Annotated in this window: 15 protein-coding genes; 10 read left to right on the top strand and 5 right to left on the bottom strand. The window is 73.9% G+C overall.

Going from position 1 to position 16,323, the window contains the following annotated elements:
- Positions 1-13 precede the first annotated feature (13 nt).
- The 3 genes from paaC (at position 14) to paaE (ending at position 2,799) form a co-directional block, all read left to right on the top strand.
- Positions 14-940: a 1,2-phenylacetyl-CoA epoxidase subunit PaaC gene (gene paaC, locus ABZ885_RS07030; protein WP_360184250.1), complete on the top strand. Its 927-nt coding sequence runs from the start codon at positions 14-16 to the stop codon at positions 938-940.
- A 140-nt stretch (positions 941-1,080) separates the two neighbouring features.
- Complete coding sequence (paaD, locus tag ABZ885_RS07025; RefSeq protein WP_360184293.1) at positions 1,081-1,602, top strand: 1,2-phenylacetyl-CoA epoxidase subunit PaaD; 522 nt, start codon at positions 1,081-1,083, stop codon at positions 1,600-1,602.
- Positions 1,603-2,799 (top strand): 1,2-phenylacetyl-CoA epoxidase subunit PaaE, encoded by a 1,197-nt coding sequence (gene paaE / locus ABZ885_RS07020; RefSeq protein WP_360184247.1) that lies wholly within the window; start codon positions 1,603-1,605, stop codon positions 2,797-2,799.
- Between the two features lie 69 nt (positions 2,800-2,868).
- Here the strand turns inward: paaE and ABZ885_RS07015 are convergent, their stop codons facing one another.
- Both ABZ885_RS07015 and ABZ885_RS07010 read right to left on the bottom strand, forming a co-directional pair.
- Positions 2,869-4,149, bottom strand: a complete 1,281-nt coding sequence (locus ABZ885_RS07015) for an NAD(P)-binding domain-containing protein (RefSeq protein ID WP_360184245.1) — start codon at positions 4,147-4,149, stop codon at positions 2,869-2,871.
- A gap of 64 nt (positions 4,150-4,213) precedes the next feature.
- On the bottom strand, positions 4,214-4,585 hold the full coding sequence (locus ABZ885_RS07010) for a YbjQ family protein (protein ID WP_360184242.1): 372 nt from the start codon (positions 4,583-4,585) through the stop codon (positions 4,214-4,216).
- 123 nt (positions 4,586-4,708) lie between these two features.
- Here ABZ885_RS07010 and ABZ885_RS07005 point away from each other — a divergent pair, with 123 nt between their 5' ends.
- The 4 genes from ABZ885_RS07005 (at position 4,709) to ABZ885_RS06990 (ending at position 8,894) form a co-directional block, all read left to right on the top strand.
- On the top strand, positions 4,709-5,641 hold the full coding sequence (locus ABZ885_RS07005; RefSeq protein WP_360184239.1) for a hypothetical protein: 933 nt from the start codon (positions 4,709-4,711) through the stop codon (positions 5,639-5,641).
- Between the two features lie 162 nt (positions 5,642-5,803).
- Positions 5,804-6,337 (top strand): hypothetical protein, encoded by a 534-nt coding sequence (locus ABZ885_RS07000; protein ID WP_360184237.1) that lies wholly within the window; start codon positions 5,804-5,806, stop codon positions 6,335-6,337.
- 206 nt (positions 6,338-6,543) lie between these two features.
- On the top strand, positions 6,544-7,869 hold the full coding sequence (locus ABZ885_RS06995; protein ID WP_360184234.1) for a peptide ligase PGM1-related protein: 1,326 nt from the start codon (positions 6,544-6,546) through the stop codon (positions 7,867-7,869).
- A gap of 41 nt (positions 7,870-7,910) precedes the next feature.
- Positions 7,911-8,894, top strand: coding sequence for a zinc-binding dehydrogenase (locus tag ABZ885_RS06990; protein ID WP_360184231.1), 984 nt, complete (start codon positions 7,911-7,913; stop codon positions 8,892-8,894).
- Between the two features lie 72 nt (positions 8,895-8,966).
- Here the strand turns inward: ABZ885_RS06990 and ABZ885_RS06985 are convergent, their stop codons facing one another.
- From ABZ885_RS06985 to ABZ885_RS06975, 3 genes are read right to left on the bottom strand one after another with little or no spacing between them, the layout of a single operon-like run.
- A complete protein-coding gene (locus tag ABZ885_RS06985; RefSeq protein WP_360184228.1) occupies positions 8,967-9,497 on the bottom strand; it encodes a MaoC family dehydratase in 531 nt (176 codons plus the stop codon).
- A 19-nt stretch (positions 9,498-9,516) separates the two neighbouring features.
- Positions 9,517-10,776, bottom strand: a complete 1,260-nt coding sequence (locus ABZ885_RS06980; protein WP_360184225.1) for an aminotransferase class I/II-fold pyridoxal phosphate-dependent enzyme — start codon at positions 10,774-10,776, stop codon at positions 9,517-9,519.
- Between the two features lie 2 nt (positions 10,777-10,778).
- The gene (locus ABZ885_RS06975; protein WP_360184223.1) at positions 10,779-11,645 is read right to left on the bottom strand and encodes a CoA ester lyase; all 867 of its coding nucleotides are present in this window, start codon (positions 11,643-11,645) and stop codon (positions 10,779-10,781) included.
- A gap of 200 nt (positions 11,646-11,845) precedes the next feature.
- Between ABZ885_RS06975 and ABZ885_RS06970 the strand changes: the two genes are divergently transcribed.
- The 3 genes from ABZ885_RS06970 to ABZ885_RS06960 all read left to right on the top strand — a co-directional run bounded on the left by ABZ885_RS06970 (position 11,846) and on the right by ABZ885_RS06960 (position 16,221).
- Complete coding sequence (locus ABZ885_RS06970; RefSeq protein WP_360184220.1) at positions 11,846-13,705, top strand: ATP-binding protein; 1,860 nt, start codon at positions 11,846-11,848, stop codon at positions 13,703-13,705.
- Between the two features lie 608 nt (positions 13,706-14,313).
- Positions 14,314-15,405: an inosamine-phosphate amidinotransferase 1 gene (locus ABZ885_RS06965; RefSeq protein WP_360184217.1), complete on the top strand. Its 1,092-nt coding sequence runs from the start codon at positions 14,314-14,316 to the stop codon at positions 15,403-15,405.
- 87 nt (positions 15,406-15,492) lie between these two features.
- The gene (locus tag ABZ885_RS06960) at positions 15,493-16,221 is read left to right on the top strand and encodes an aminoacyl-tRNA hydrolase (RefSeq protein WP_360184214.1); all 729 of its coding nucleotides are present in this window, start codon (positions 15,493-15,495) and stop codon (positions 16,219-16,221) included.
- The last annotated feature ends 102 nt before the right edge of the window (positions 16,222-16,323 follow it).

Here is a 16,323-nt window from a genome sequence, read left to right as displayed (position 1 = left end):
GAGCAGCAGAGCCATGACCGACGACACCGTGACCCACGGCGGCCCCCACGGCCACGACACCGATGACGACCACGTCTACCTGACCCTCTCCGAGGCGTCCCCCGAGCCCGAGGGCGAGGGCCGCTGGGCCTACGGGACCGGCTTCGCCGACCCGCTGCTCGGCGTGGACACCGCCGTCCCGGCCGGCCTGGACGGTGCCGACCTCGCCGCCTACTGCCTGATGCTCGGCGACGACGCGCTCGTCCTCGCCCAGCGGCTGATCGAGTGGTGCACCCGGGCGCCGGAGCTGGAGGAGGAGGTGGCGCTCGCCAACCTCGGCCTCGACCTGCTCGGCCAGGCCCGCCAGCTGCTCACCCGGGCCGGCCAGGCGGACGGCTCCGGCCGTACCGAGGACGACCTGGCGTACTGGCGCGAGGAGCACGACTTCCGCAACGTCCGCCTGGTCGAGGCGCCGAACGGGGACTTCGCGTACTCGATCGCCCGGCTGCTGCTCTTCGCCACCGCGCGCGGCGTGCTGTACGAGCAGCTGGCCGGGCACCGCGACCCGGTGCTCGCCGCGGTCGCCGCCCGGGGCGTCAAGGAGCTCGCGTACCACCGCGAGTACGCCACCGCCTGGACGCTGCGGCTCGGCGACGGCACGCCGTACTCGGCGGAGCGGATGCAGGCCGGGCTGGACGCGGTCTGGCCGCTGCTGGAGGAGCTGTTCACCGCGCACCCCGTCGAGCTGCGGGTCGGCGTGGACCCGGCGACGCTGCGCGAGCCGGTGCTGCGAGAGCTGGCCGCCGTCCTGGCCGAGGCCGGGCTGACCGTGCCGCAGACGCCGGGGCTGGCCACGGTCGGCGGCCGGGGCGGGCGCGACGGCGTGCACACCGAGGCGCTCGGCCTGCTGCTGGCGGAGCTGCAGGTGCTGGCCCGCGCACACCCGGGGGCGACGTGGTGACCGCCGTGGTGGCCGGGACGTCCGGGGAGATGACCGGAACGGCGGAGGAACGGGCGGTGGAACCCGTGGCCGGCCGGAGCGGGACCGCGCGCGAGCGGGCCTGGGAGATCGCGGCGGCCGTTCCGGACCCCGAGCTGCCCATGCTCACCCTGGCCGACCTCGGCGTCCTCGCCGAGGTCACGGTGGCGGACGAGGCGGACGGAGCAGACGGAGCGGACGAGGCCGGCGAGGCGGCCGGGGGGAGCACCGGGACGGTGACCGCCTGGCTGACCCCGACCTACTCGGGCTGCCCGGCCGTCGCCGAGATGGCGGCCGACGTCGACCGGCGGCTGCGCGCGGCCGGCTTCCCGGACGTCCGGGTCCGGCTGCGGCTCGACCCGCCGTGGTCCACCGACCTGATCACCGAGGCGGGCCGCCGCAAGCTCGCCGAGGCCGGCATCGCCCCGCCCGGGTCGGCGGCCGCATCGGCGCCCGGGGCCCTGGCCGGACGCCGGACGTCCCCGGGTCTGCTGACCCTCGGTCCGACCCGCCGTGTCGTGGCCTGCCCGCTCTGCGGCGGCACCGACACCGAGGAGCTGTCCCGCTTCGGCTCCACCGCGTGCAAGGCGCTCTGGCGCTGCCGCGACTGCCGTGAGCCCTTCGAACGCGTCAAGGAGATCTGAATGGCCGCCGGCACCACCGACCTGGCTGGGACCACGAGCACGGCTGCCTCCGGCGGCACCGCTTCGCCCGGCGGCACCGCCGAGCCCGTCGGCTCCACCGCGCCCGGCGGCGCCGTCCGTCCGGCCCGCCGGCCGAGCTTCCACCGGCTGCGGATCGGCGCGGTGGAGCGGCTCTGCGAGGACGCCGTCGCGGTGACCTTCGAGGTGCCGGACGGGCTCGCCGAGCAGTTCGCCTTCCGTCCGGGCCAGACGCTGACGCTGCGCCGGGTGGTGGACGGTGCCGACGAGCGCCGCTCGTACTCGATCTGCGCCCCCGTCGGCGGACCGCTGCGGATCGCCGTGCGCGAGGTGCCCGGCGGGCTGTTCTCCCGCTGGCTGGTGCGCGAGGCCGCGGTCGGCGAGGAGGTCGAGGTGCTCACCCCGACCGGCCTCTTCACCCCCGAACTGGGCGTGCCCGCCGACCACGTGCTGCTGGCGGCCGGCTCCGGCATCACCCCGATGCTCTCGATCGCCGCCTCGGTGCTGGCCGCCGACCGCGCCTCCACCGTCACCCTGCTCTACGGCAACCGTCGCAGCGACACCGTCATGTTCGCCGACGAGCTGGCCGACCTGAAGGACCGCTACCTCGGCCGCTTCCAGCTGGTCCACGTGCTCTCCCGGGAGACCAGGGACGCCGAGCTGCTCAGCGGCCGGCTGGACCCGGAGCGGGTCGGGGCGCTGCTGACGGCGCTGGTGGACGTGGAAGGGGTCGGCCACTGGTGGCTCTGCGGCCCGTTCGGGATGGTCGCCGGGGCGAAGGAGCTGCTGGTCGGGCTGGGCGTGCCGGGCGAGCGGGTGCACCAGGAGCTGTTCCACGCCGAGGACGAGCCGGTCACCGAACGCGCGGACGACTCCGGGGCGGGAACGGCCGGCGACGGCCCGCACAGCGAGGTCACGGTCGTCCTGGACGGGCGCGGCAGCACGCTCTCGCTTCCGCGCGACCGCTCCGTCCTGGACGGTGCGCAGCGCTCCCGCCCGGACCTCCCGTTCGCCTGCAAGGGCGGGGTGTGCGGCACCTGCCGCGCGCTGGTGACCGAGGGCGAGGTGGAGATGCGCCGCAACTTCGCGCTGGAGGAGAAGGAGCTGGCGGCCGGCTACGTGCTGACCTGCCAGGCCCGCCCGGTCACCGATCAGGTCACGGTCGACTTCGACCGCTGAGCCGGGGCCGCGGGCGCCGCGCTCCGGTTCCGGCCGCGTGCGTCGGCCGGTACCGGCCTGCCCGGGGTGTCAGGACCTTCCGACGGCGGCCTCCACCGGTGCCGGTGCGCCGAGCAGGGCGACGAGTTCGTTGACGGCGGCCCGGCCCGCCCGGTTGGCGCCGACCGTGCTGGCCGACGGGCCGTAGCCGACCAGGTGGATGCGGGGGTCGGCGGTGGCGCGGGTGCCGGTGAGGGCGATGCCGCCGCCGGGGGAGCGCAGGCCGAGCGGTGCCAGGTGGCCGGCCTCGGGCCGGAAGCCGGTGGCCCAGACGATGGCGTCCACCGGCAGCTCCTCGTCACCCCAGGCGACGCCGTGCTCGGTGAGGCGGTCGAACATCGGGCGGCGGTGCAGCGCGCCCAGCTCCTCGGCCCGGCGGTAGGCGACGGACGGGCCGAGCCCGGTCACGCTCACCACGCTGCGCACCGGCAGGCCCTGCCGGACCCGCTCCTCGACCTTCGCGACCACCGCGCGGCCGTACTCCGGGGTGAACGGGCCCTCGTGGAAGACCGGCGGGGTGCGGGTGACCCAGACCGTCTCGCCGACGGCCGCGACCTCGGACAGCACCTGGATCGCCGAGGCGCCGCCGCCGACCACCAGGACGCGCTTGCCGGCGAACTCCTCCGGCCCCCGGTACTCGGCGTAGTGCAGCTGCCGGCCCGCGAAGCGGCCGGGGTAGCGCGGCAGGAAGGGGCGCGTCCAGGTACCGGTCGCGTTGATCAGCGCCCGGGCGGACCAGGTGCCGGCGTCGGTATCGACCAGCAGCCGGGCGTCCGGCCGGTCGGATTCGGAGCGGACCGACCGGACGCGAACGGGGCGTACGACCGGGAGCGCGTGTTTCGCCTCGTACGCCGCAAAGTACCCCGGGACGACCTCGCGGGCCGGGGCCTGGGGGTCGGGCTCGGGCAGTTCGAAGTCGGGCAGGTCGTGGAAGCCGTGCACGGTGGCCATCCGCAGCGAGGGCGAGCGGTGCGCCCAGGCACCGCCGGGGGCGTCGCCGGCGTCGAGCACGACGAAACCGGCGCCGCCTGCGTCCTCGCTGCCGGTGCCGCTGCCGCTGCTGCCGCTCTCGGTGCCAGGGCCACTCTCGGTGCCAGGGCCGGAGTAGGTGCCGTTACCGGAGTCACCGCCGGCATCGGCCCGGTAGGGGGCGAAGCCGCGACGGCGTAGGTGGTAGGCGGCGGACAGGCCCGCCTGCCCGGCGCCCACCACCAGGACGTCGACCCGTCGCACGTCGCCCCGCGGCGAGCCGGCCTGCGGGGCTTCGCCGCCGTGGACCCCGCCGCCATTGGTTGCACCGTAAACAGTCACGCCGGTGAAACATCGGGTGGGGGAGGAGTGTTCCCGGGGGCACCCGGGCGCCCCCGGGTCAGGCTCAGGCCGCCGGGGAGATCACCACGGCGGTGCCGTAGGCGCAGACCTCGGTGCCGACGTCCGCGGCCTCCGTGACGTCGAACCGGAACATGAGTACCGCGTTGCCGCCACGCGCCCTGGTCTGCTCGACCAGCCGCTCCATCGCCTCGTTGCGGCTCTCCACCAGCGTCTTCGTCAGACCGCGCAGCTCGCCGCCGACCAGCGACTTGAGCGAGGCGCCGATCTGACTGCCGATGTGCCGGCTGCGGACGGTGAGTCCGAAGACCTCGCCGATCACGTGGTCGACCCGGAACCCCGGGATGTCATTGGTGGTCACGACCAGCACCTGGGCGTCCGGGCGCTGCCCGCCGCCGAATTCGTCGATGTCTGCCATGGACCCATCCTGCGGGCTGCGCGCGGCCCGGGGGGAGAGGCGTGGCCGGGAAGCGGCGGTGAAGGCGAGGTGAAGCTGCACCGCACCGGTGATCGGGCGGCCGAAAAGCCGTACCGTAGCCCCATGGGCGAGCGAAGCGATCATCCACAGGGGCCGGGCGCGGCGGAGGACTCCGGCGCGCAGGAGATCGAGGCGACGGTGGTGCTGGGCCTGCGGATCACCAACTGGCCGGCGTTGCGTGCGGCCGCGATCGCGGCCGTGGAAGAGCTGGACTTCGAGGGCATCGACCCGGCCGGCCAGCGCCGCGAACTGCTGCGCGAGGTGGCCGAGGACGCCAACGCGGCGCTCGGCGCGCTGCTCCACCCGGACCGGCTGGTGGCCGCGATCCCGGGCGTCGAGGCGATCGGCGGCACGCTGGAGATCAGCGTCACCGAGGACTTCGCGCCGGATTTCGCCGAGCTGTTCCCGCTGGACGGCGACGAGGAGGACGGTGGCGGCGGGACCGGCGACTGGACGCTCACCCCGCGCACCGCCTGCCTGCTCCACGCCCAGCTGCTCGGCCTGGCCGACGCCGGCTACGACGACCTCGAGGAGCACGAGGACGAGCCGGTCGCCGACGGGGAGGAGGGGGACTGGACGGTCTTCGGCCGCCTGCCGCACCGCACCTGGCGCCTGCACCGGGGCTGGCGCCGGGCGATGGCCCGCGCCTTCGACGACCTCGCCGACGACCTCGCGCTCGGCGAGTGGCCGCTGCCGCGCTGCCTGGCCGAGGACATCGCGCTGCGGATGGCCCTGGTGGACGCCCGGGCGCTGCTCGGCGCGCAGCCCGAGTCGGTCGCCGACATGATGGGCGATCTTCCGGCCGACCTCTACGACTACGACTGGGACGGCTGCCACGACGAGCTGTTCGGCGTCTTCGGGCCGGACGACGGCGATCCCGAGCTGAGCGCCGAGCAGCGCACGGAGCTGCTGCTCACGGCGACCCACCCGGAGGGCTGGTTCCTGACCTACGAGGACGCCGAGGAGCGGGACCCGCAGCGCGGCTACCGGCGCTGACGGGGCGGGACGCGAGTCGCACGGGGCGGGCGCCGGCAGGGCTGGACGCCCGCCGGGCACCCGTCCGCGCGTCCGCCGGGCACCCGTCGGGGCGTCCGCCGGACGTCCGCTCGCGTACGGCGTGCCGACGCGGGAGGCGTGGCGGGCGGTTAGGCTGCGGGCATGTCCGATATGCCCGAGATTGCTGCGCTCGACGACGGCGCGTCCGGTGGCGGCGCGGCCGGACGTGAACCCGGGACGCCCGAGGACGCGGTGCTGGCCCGGCTCGCGCTGGGCCTCGACGGCGTCCAGGCCGCGCAACGCGGGCGGACGTCGCAGGCCCGGGAGAGCTTCGAGCGGCTCTGGGAGGCGCTCGGCGAACGCGGCGACGTGTTCCACCGCTGCGTGCTCGCCCACTACCTGGCCGATCTGCAGGACGACCCGCGCGCCGAGCTGGAGTGGGACCGGCGCGCACTGGCCGCAGCCGACTCGCTGACCGCCGAACGGGCCCAGACCTACGAGTCGGCCCTCCAGGTCCGCGCCTTCTACCCGTCGCTGCACCTCAACCTCGCCTCCGACCACCTCAAGCTCGGCGAGCCGGACCGGGCGCGCGACCAGCTGGAGCGCGCGGTGAGGAGCCTGGACGCGCTGCCCGAGGACGCGTACAGCGCCGGCATCCGGTCGGCCGTCGACGAGCTGCAGCAGCGGCTGCGCTGACGGCACGCGTCCGCCCCGCGTCGGCCTCGCGTCGGCCCTGCGTCGGTCCCGTGTCCGCCCCGCGTCGGTCCACGGCGCGCCGTGGACCGGGCCGTTGTTCACCGTTTTTGTTCAATGGCCGAGCGCCGAACCCGAACAATCCCCGTGCGCTACACCTGGAGCGCTGCACCGACCGGTGATGGGGAGAGTTGGGGAGAGTCCGGCAGATGACGACGCTGTGCATCGGGAACAACCGCACCGAGGAGATGGTCGGGGACCTCACCGGGATGACGCCGCTGGAGCGGCAGTTCGCCGGCTGCGGGGCCCAGCGGATGCTCTGGTTCGCCGAGGACGGCGACGTCCTCGTGCTGCCCTGGAGCCCCGATCCGGCCTACCTCGGGTACGTCACCGGGCTGACCGGCACCCGGGCGGACAGCCTCACCGTGGTCGTGCCGCCGCCGGGCGCCGAGGGCGACGCCATCCTCACCCCGGACCGGCTGGCCGATCCGGGCTTCCGCACGGAGCTGCGCCGGGCGCTCGCCGGGCGTCCGGTGGAGCGGGTGCTGGCGATCTCGCCCAACGCCGCCGTGGTCGACCTGGCCGCCGCGCTCGACGCCGAACACGCCGTGCCGGGGCACGCGTTCGCCGCGCAGGGCGGCAACGCGCTGGTCAACAGCAAGGCGGTGTTCCGGGCCTTGGCCGCCGGTGCCGGGGTGCCGGTGGCGCCGGGCACGGTCGCCTCGACGCCGGAGCAGGTCGAGGCGGCGGTGAACGGCCTGCTGGAGCAGGGCCACAGCGTGATGGTGAAGGTCGAGTTCCAGGCCGGCGGCTTCGGCAACGAGATCCTCAGCCGCGACGAGCAGGTCACCCCCGCCGGGGCGCAGCGCGTGGTCCCGCTGGCGGACCGGGCCGCGGTCGCGGCCTACGTCGCCGGCCGGTGGGACTGGCTCACCGGTGGACGCGGCCAACGCGTCGTGGTGGAGCGGTACTTCGCCGACTCGGTGCCGCTGTACGCGGAGTTCACGATCGACGAGGGCCGCTCGGTGCTCTCCGGCTGCGGGGAGATGGTGATGGATCCGGTGGTGGTCGGCGAGATCACCCCGCCGGTCACCCCGGACGACGGGGTGCGCGCGGAACTCGTCGACCAGGGCGCCCGGTTGTGCGAATCGCTGCGGATGCTCGGCTACCGCGGGACGCTCAGCGCGGACGCCTTCCTCACCCCGAAGGGCGAGTTGTACTTCAGCGAGACCAACGGGCGGCTGACCGGTTCGACCCACCTGCACGACGCGTTGTTCGCCCGGCTGGTCGGCGCCGGACACCGCGGAGCCCGGGTGATCATGGAACTCGCCGGCCTGCACGTGCCGTCCTTCCCGGAGGCCGTCGCGGCGGTCGAGCGGGCCGGGCTCGCCTTCGACCCCGCGACCCGCACCGGCGTGGTGTTCAGCGCCGACTTCGGGCCGGCCGACGGGTCGGTGATGTACTGCGTGGTCGCCGAGGACACGGCGGCTGCGCGGGTGGCGGAAGGCCGGTTGCTCGCACTCTTCGCCCGGTGACGGGCGGCGGGACGCCGGGCAGACGCGGGGAGCGGACCGCTGTGCCGGGCGGCATGCGGGCGGCGGTGATCCGGCGCTACGGCGGGCCGGAGGAGTTCCGGACCGAGACCCTGTCCGAGCCGGCACCCGGGCCCGGCCAGGTGCTCGTCGACGTCACCCTCGCCGGCCTCAACTACGCGGACCTGCACTGCCGGGAGGGTGAGTACCGGCGTCACCCGCTGCCCGCGGTGCTCGGCGCCGACGTGGTCGGCCGGCGGCGCGATGACGGGCGACGGGTCGCCGCGCTGCTCCGTTCCGGCGGTGGCTACGCCCAAGTGGCCCGCGCGGACGAGGCGTTCACGGTCGAGGTGCCGGACGGCGTCGGCGACGACCAGGCGCTGGCGCTGCTCGAACAGGGGGCGACGGCGTACGGTGCGCTGACGCTGCTCGGGCGGCTGCGCCCGGGCGAGCGGGTGGTGGTGACGGCGGCGGCGGGCGGGGTCGGCCACCTGGCGGTGCAACTGGCCCGGGAACTGGGCGCGGGCCGGGTGGTGGGCCTCGCCTCGACGGCGGCCAAGCGGGAGTTCGTCCGCTCGCTCGGTGCGGACGCCACCCTGGATCCGGCCGACCCGCAACTCGTCGCCCGACTGGGCGAGTCGGGAGGCGTGGACCTCTTCGTGGACTCCGTCGGCGGAGGCGTGCTGCGGTCCGGACTGGCGGCGCTGGCGCCGTTCGGCCGGCTGCTCTGCGTCGGGGCCCGTGGCGGCCCGGAGGAGTCCTTCTCGGTGGCCGAGCTGGCGGAGGGCTCGGTCGGCGTGCTCGGCTTCTGGCTGCAGCACGTACTGGAGGACCGGGCGTTGTTCGCGGGCGTAGCCGAACACCTGTTCCGGCTGGCCGGGGAAGGGCGGCTGGTGGCGCACATCGACCGGGTCGTTCCACTCGACGGGGTCGCCGACGCGCACCGCGCGATGGGCGCGCGCGCGACCATGGGCAAGGTGCTGGTGGACGTGCGCCGGGAACGGGGACGGGAAACGACTGACAGATGACAGCTGACAGATGATGAAATCTGTCAGCTGTCATCTGTTATCCGTCGGCTGTCATTCGGTTGCCGTCGTCCCTCAGTAGCCCGCGACCTCGTCCAGGCCGTGGCCGCGGAGCGGGACCAGGAAGCTGCGCTCGAAGACCACCACCACCTCGCCGGTGGACTTGGTCCCCGTGGTCCGGCAGCTGACGATACCCTGCCCGGCGCGGCTCTTGGAGAGCCGCTTGGCGAGCGTCTCGGTCTCCGCGTAGAGGGTGTCCCCGGTGAACACCGGGTGGGTCATCCGGATGTTCTCCCAGCCGAGGTTGGCGATGGTCCGCCCGCTGGTGGAGCGGGCGGTCATCCCGCCGACGATGCTGAGCGTCACCAGACTGGAGACGATCGGCCGCCCCCAGGGCGTGTGCTCGCTGTACGCGGCGTCGATGTGCAGCGGCGCGTCGTTCATGCTGAGCATGCTCATCAGCACGTTGTCCAGCTCGGTGACGGTCCGCCCGGGGCGGTGCTCGATCACGTCGCCGACGGTGAACTCCTCGTAGTAACGGCCGACCACCTCGCGGTAGCGCCGTTCGCCGATCCGCCGGAAGCCGGCCGGCTCGGGTTCGTCCATGATGTGCAGCTCCCAGGTGTCAGAGGTCGGCGGTGAGTTCCTTGACGTGGCCGGCGAACTCGGTGATCAGGTGTTCGTCCATGTCGGCGCGCAGCATCAGCCGCAGGCCGGCCTCGCCCTTGGGGACAATCGGGAAGAACACCGCCGAGCTGTAGAAGCCGCGTTCGAAGAGCTGGGCGGAGAGCTTGACCGCGCGGTCGGCGTCGCCCACGTCGACCCGGCGCACCGGCAGGCCGTTGCCCGCGAAGGTGGTCGGCAGCAGCTCGTCGAAGAGCTCGATGTTGTGGTTCAACTTCGTCTGGAGCCGGCCGAGTTCGGGGGAGCGATGGAGGGCGGCGCTGCCCAGTGAGGCGCCCACCAGGGGCAGCGCGACGTTCTGCGACCAGCCGACCGGCCCCGCGTGCCGGTGCAGGAACTCGAACTGCTCGCGGTTGCCGAGCATCGCGATGCCGCCGCCGGTGCCGAACCCCTTGCCGAGACTGGAGACGATGACGGTGAGCGGGTTCATCTCCAGCCGGGAGCGGACGAAGCCCTCGCCCCGCTCGCCCATGATGGACAGCGAGTGGGAGTCGTCGATGCAGAGGAACAGCCCGTAGCGGTCCTGGAGTTCGAGCAGGCCGTCGAGGGCCGCCGCACCACCCATGGAGTACGCGCCGTCGGCGACGTAGGCGACTCTCGGGTACTTACGGCAGACGTCCTCGAGGAAGTCCAGGTCGTTGTGCGGGCAGTTGAGCACCAGCGACTCGTCCGCGCAGATCGGCTTCACGTACGCCATGCAGAAGTGGCAGAACCGGTCGAACACCATCACCCGGGGCCCGCCACCGGTGCCGTCGGAGACGCCGTCGAGGTGGCCGGAGGCGACCAGCGGCAGGATGCCCATGGTGAGTGCGGTGCAGGACGCGCCCGGCAGGATGTGCGCGCCGAAGAGTTCGCCCAGTTCCTCCTCCAGCCGGACCAGCAGGTTGTGCCGGATCCGGGTGGTCGAGGTGACCAGCCAGGTGCTGCGCGACTCGGTGAGCGCGTCCACGGCGCCGGCGGCGATCTGCGGGTGGTTGTTCAGTCCGAGGTAGGCGCAGGAGACCATGTTGGCGAACTCGTGGCCGGTCTCGCGGACGATCAGCCGGTTGTTGGACTCGGAGTCCACCTTGATGCCGATCAGGCCGTTGGCGCCGGCCGCCTGCCAGACCGGGTCGGCGGTGGCGAGCATGGTCTCGGCGTTGCGGTACCGGCGCGGGCCCTGGACGGGGCCGGGTGGGGTGGATGCTGCTGCGTCGCTCATCGTCACTGCTCCTTGCTGTCGGTCGGTGCGGGCGGGGCGAACTGCTCGATCAGACGTTGGGAGGCCTCGAAGAACGGCATGCCGACCATCACCCCGTCCACGACGGTCACCGAGCGGCCGTTCTCCACACCCGCCGCGACCACCCGCCGGGCCCGCTCCAGGAGTTGTTCGTCCGGGCTGAACGCCTCGTTGATGTGGAGGAGTTGGCGCGGGTGCACGGCGATCTTGCCGCTGAAGCCGAAGTCCCGGGCGAGCGCGGCCTCGTGGCGCAGCCCGGCCACGTCGTCGACCTCGAAGAACGGTGCGTCCATCACCTCCACCCCGGCGGCGCGGGCGCTGTTGACCACCCGGCCGCGGGCGTGCGCGAGCGCCTCCCAGGAGAGCCGGGCGCCGACCGCGAAGGCGTAGTCGGCGGAGCCGAAGACCAGTCCGCGCAGCCGGTGTCCGGCCGCCGCGATGGCGGGGGCGTGCTCGATGCCGAGCGGTGTCTCGACGACGGCGAGGAACTCCGTCTGCGGGCAGTCCGCCGCGAGCGCGCCGGCCGCGATCTCGATGTCCCGCGGTGACTCCGCCATCGGGACCAGCACGACATCCGGTTTGACGCGGTACCGGGTGATGGCGATCAGGTCGCGCAGACCGTCCGTCCCCGAAAGGGAGTTGATCCGGACCGCGCTCCGGGCGAGTTTGCTGGACGGCAGGGCGAAGAACTCCTCGGCGAGCCGGCGGGCCTCCTCCTTTCGTGCGGGCGGGACGGAGTCCTCCAGGTCGACCATGGCGATATCGGCCCCGGACTGATGGCTCTTGGCGTACCGCTCCACCGCCATCGCGGGTGTGGACAGCAGGGAACGGCAGTACCGCGTGAACTTCATGGAGCTCTCCGAAGTCAGCGAAGTCTGCGGCTCCCGGTTCTATCCCAACGGCATTGTTCGGTGCCGTGCGGCTGGACATTGAACATCAACTCGGAACAACCGGCCGGTGAGCGCCATTGTTTGACACCACCTGTCCTGAGCATGATGAATCTCGAAGGGTGGACATCGAGGCCGCCACGTCGACGGAGAAGGGGGCTGCTGTGCCGCGTCGGGAGAGTCCACTGGACCAGGGGGACGGGCCGCTGCTCCGGTTCGCGGGCGACCTCCGCGCCCTCCGGGAACGGGCCGGCACCCCGCCGTACCGCCAACTGGCCGTCCGGGCACACTGTTCGGCCGCCAGCCTCTCGGTGGCCGCGGGCGGACGCCGGCTGCCCAGCCTCGCCGTCACCCTCGCGTACGTGCAGGCGTGCGGCGGGGACGTCCGCGAGTGGCAGCACCGCTGGCAGCTGCTCGCCGCCGAACTGGCCGCCGACACCGCGGCCCAGCGGCGCGCCCACGACGTCGGCCGGGCCCCGTACCCGGGTGCGGCGGCGTACGAGGCGGCGGACGCGGACCGGTTCTTCGGGCGCGAGGCGCTGCTGGAGCGGCTGGTCGGACTGCTGGGGGAGCGGCGGCTGGTGGTGGTCACCGGGCCCTCCGGATCCGGCAAGTCCTCGCTGGTCAGGGCGGGCCTGCTGGCCAGGCTGGGCGGCCTGGGCGGTACGGACGGCGTGGGTGGCGCGGGCGGCCCGGCCGGCGGCAGCGGGACCGGCGGTGCGATGCGCGGCGCGAGCACGGGGTTCGGCGGCCGCCCGCGCAAGGGGGCGCCGATGGCGCTGCTCACCCCCGGGGAACGGCCGATGGAGGCGTACGCGCTGGCGTTCGCCCGGCTCGGGCAGCGATCCGGGGAGGCGTTCGGCGTGCGCGGCGGCCAGGTGGCCGGCGGCCGGGACGGGGCAGGTCCCGCAGTGGCGGCGGGGCCTTCCGGCTCGGACCCGGTACTGGTGGTCGACCAGGGTGAGGAGCTGCGGACGCGGTGCCGGGACGCCGCCGAACGCACCCGCTTCCTGGACGCCCTGGTGGCGGCGGCGGAGGGTGCGGTCGGGGAGGGCGCCGAGGGCGGCGGCGGGGGCGCGGGAGGTGTCGCGGCTTTCCGGGGAGCTCGCAGCCGGGTGGTCCTGGTGGTGCGGTCCGACCAGTACGACGCACTCCGGGCGGAGCACCCCGCCCTGGCCGCGGCCTGCGACGGTGCCGTGCTGACCGTCGGCGCACCCGCGCCGGACGAGCTGCGCCGGGCGATCACCGAGCCGGCGCTGCGCTCCGGGTGCACCGTCGAGGGCGCGCTGCTCGCGGTGCTGATCTCCGCGGCCGCCCGGCAGCCCGGCGCCCTGCCGCTGGTGTCGGCGGCCCTGCTGGAGACGTGGCGGCGTCGCAGTGGCAACGCGCTCACCCTGGCCGGGTTCCAGGCCACCGGCGGGTTCGAGGGCGCGCTGGCCCGGACCGCCGAGGCGTTGTTCACCGGGCTGGGGCCGTCCGACCGGGAACGGGCCCGGGCGGTGTTCCTTAGGCTCGGCGGCGAGCCGGCGGCGGAACCCGGGGGCGAGGGGGCGTGCAAGCCGGTCCGGCGCGGCGAGTTCGACGATCCCGGGGTGCCGTCGGTGCTCGAACGGCTGGTCCGGGCGCGGCTGGTGGTGCTGGACCGGGAGACCGTCCAGCTGTCCCACCACGGGCTGCCGCAGGCCTGGCCCCGGTTGCGGGACTGGCTGGCCGAAGGCCGGGAGGCGCTCGGTGAGCAGCGACGGCTCACCGAGGCGGCGCGCAGCTGGGCCGCGGCCGACCGTGACCCCGAACTGCTCTACCGGGGTGCCAGGTTGGAACAGGTCCGGCGAGGTGTGGCGGCCGGCGAGCTGAGCACGGGCGGGGTCGAGCGGGCGTTCCTGGCGGCGGGCCTCCGCGCGGCCGCGGCGGACCGCCGCCGGGCCCGGCGGCAGAGCCTGGCGGTGGCCGGACTGGCGGCCGCCGGCGGCGCGCTGATCACGCTGGCGGGCGGGAACCGGATCCGGCGCGTCCTGCGGAGTTGACCGGCCGGACCGACCGGACGGACCGACCGGACGGGTTGATCGACAGGTTGATCGACGGAGACGAACGGCCGCTTCCTTCCGCAGGGTTGACTCGTCGGGTTGATCGGACGGGCGGGCTCGCCGAGTTCCCCGGCAGCGTTGATCGGCGGAATTGGCCGGTGGAATTGATCGGTGGAATTGATCGGCCCCGGTGAATGGGAGTTGAACAACGGCGCGCGGGATTTAGGGGCCGTCCGGGTGGTGCCGGAAATGTCGATCACCTGCTTGCGCGGGCGTCGCGGTGCCCGGTAGCTTGGCGCTCGATCCCGGCTCACGCACTGTGAATTCGCCTACCCGGTCCGGGATTTCCCACCCGTCACGAGCGGCCGGTACCGGCCCGGTGGTTGCTTCGGACTCCGCGGTTACCGGTTCGAGGGCAATCCGCCTCCGGAGGGGCCCGTCCGCCATTCGCTTCCCGCGGCTTTCCGTACGGTGCTCCGCGCTGTGCCACGCCCTGCCGCGCCGTGCTTCGTGGTGCTTCATGGTGCCTCTGCCGGTCTCCGTGGAGCCTGCGCTTCCCACCTTCTCCACTCGTTCTCGTCCGTCCTGAATCCGCGTCAAGGAGAGTCATGTCCGAGTCGGTCCGTCCGGCCAGGCCGGCCAGTCCGGTGCACAGTTGGGACGAGTTCACCACTCTGCGGGAGGTGGTGGTCGGCACCGCCGTGGGCGCCCGGCTGCCCGAACAGTGCGACCCGTCGTCCTGGCTGTCCTGCTTCCCGAAGACCGGTGCGGCCGACCTCGCCGCGATCCCCGTCGGCGCCTACTCGCAGCAGGTCGTCGAGGAGACCGAGGAGGACCTGGACGCGCTGACCGCCTCCCTGCGCGAGCTCGGTGTCACCGTGCACCGGCCGGACCTCATCGACCACGGTGTCGAGTTCGCCGCGCCGAGGTGGCGCGCGGACGGCGGCTTCCACTCCTACTGCCCGCGCGACCTCACCCTCGTGGTCGGCGAGACCGTGATCGAGGTGGCGAGCCCGATGCGGCACCGCTACTTCGAGGTGTTCGGCCTGCGCAACCTGTTTCAGGAGTACCTGCGGGGCGGGGCCCGGTGGTTGGCGGCGCCACGGCCGAGACTCGAGGACGAGCTCTTCGAGTTCGACGGGGACGGACTGCCGCTGCTGGGCGAGTCCGAGCCGGTCTTCGACGCCGCCAACGTCCTGAGGCTCGGCCGCGACGTCTTCTACCAGGTCTCCCGCAGCGGCAACGAACTCGGCCTGACGTGGCTGGAGTCCACCCTCGGGCTGCTCGGAGACCTGCGGCTGCACCCCCTGCGCAACATCTACGGCTACACCCACATCGACAGCACCATCGCCCTGCTGCGGCCCGGACTGGTGCTGCTCAACCCGGAGCGGATCAGCCCCGAGACGGTGCCGGAACCGCTACGGGGCTGGGACGTCCTCTGGTGCCCGCCCGCCGAGCCGTCGGCGGACTCGCCCGCGCACGCGCTCAGCGAGAGCTGGATCAGCATGAACCTGCTGATGATCAGCCCCGACACGGCGATCGTGGAATCCGGCCAGCGGAGCCTGATCAAGCAGTTGGAGCACGCGGGCATCACCGTCCTGCCGCACCGGCTTCGCCACTCGCGGGTGCTCGGCGGCGGTTTCCACTGCGTGACCCTCGACATCCGGCGGGACGGCGGGCCGGAGGACTACCTCTCCTGACCGCGCCCGGTTGTGCTCCTGGCTTCCATGGCGCCGTGGTGGGCCCTGGCGTGATCGCGACGGGGCGGGGGCTGGCATGCTTGACGGGTGACTTCTCCGTTCGACGCCCCCGACCCTGCCCCTGCTCCCGAGGACCGCGACGCCCGGCCGCAGTACGTGCTGCCCCTGCTCGTCCGGCTGGAGCGGGCCACTCCGCCGGGGCGGACGGACGCGCTGGAGACCTCGGCGCGGGCGGTGCTCACGCTGCTGGCCGACCCCCGGGTGACCGGGGCGGACGGCGAGTGGGCGGAGCGGGTCGCGGCCTGGGAGGACGCCCGGATCCGCAAGGTGGTCCGGCGGGCACGCGGCGGCGAGTGGCGCCGGGCCGGTGAACTGCCCGGGATCACGGTCGGCGGGCAGGAAGCGGAGGTGCGGGTCTTTCCGCCGATCCCGCTCGACGGTTGGCCCAAGGAGCTCGCCAAGCTCCAGGTGTCGGGCACCGATCTGGAGGAGGCGGGGCCGGTCGGCGCGCCCGAGCCGGGCGTGCCGGTGCTGTGGCTCAACCCGGAGCTGGAGATGAGCGCCGGGAAGACCATGGCGCAGACCGGCCACGCGGCCCAGCTCGCCTGGTGGCGGCTGGACGACGCGCAGCGCAAGGAGTGGGCGGAGTCCGGCTTCGCGCTGGCCGTCCGCACGGCCACCCCGGAGGCCTGGGCCGGGCTGGTGGCGAGCGGTCTGCCGCTGGTCCAGGACGCGGGCTTCACCGAGATCGCCCCCGGCAGCTGCACCGTGGTGGCGGACCACCCGGCCCTGCGCGGAACGGCCGCGGAGCGGTAGCCGGCGAACACGAACGGCCTGACGGCGAACGGCGAACGGCTGACGACTGAGGGCCGGCGGCGAACAGATGACAGCTGACAGATGATGAAATCTGTCAGCTGT

The sequence above is a fragment of the Kitasatospora sp. NPDC047058 genome, from assembly GCF_040643935.1.
Lineage (GTDB): Bacteria > Actinomycetota > Actinomycetes > Streptomycetales > Streptomycetaceae > Kitasatospora.
The sequence above is the reverse complement of the archived record's forward strand: the minus strand, read 5'-3'. Positions and strand labels throughout refer to the sequence as shown.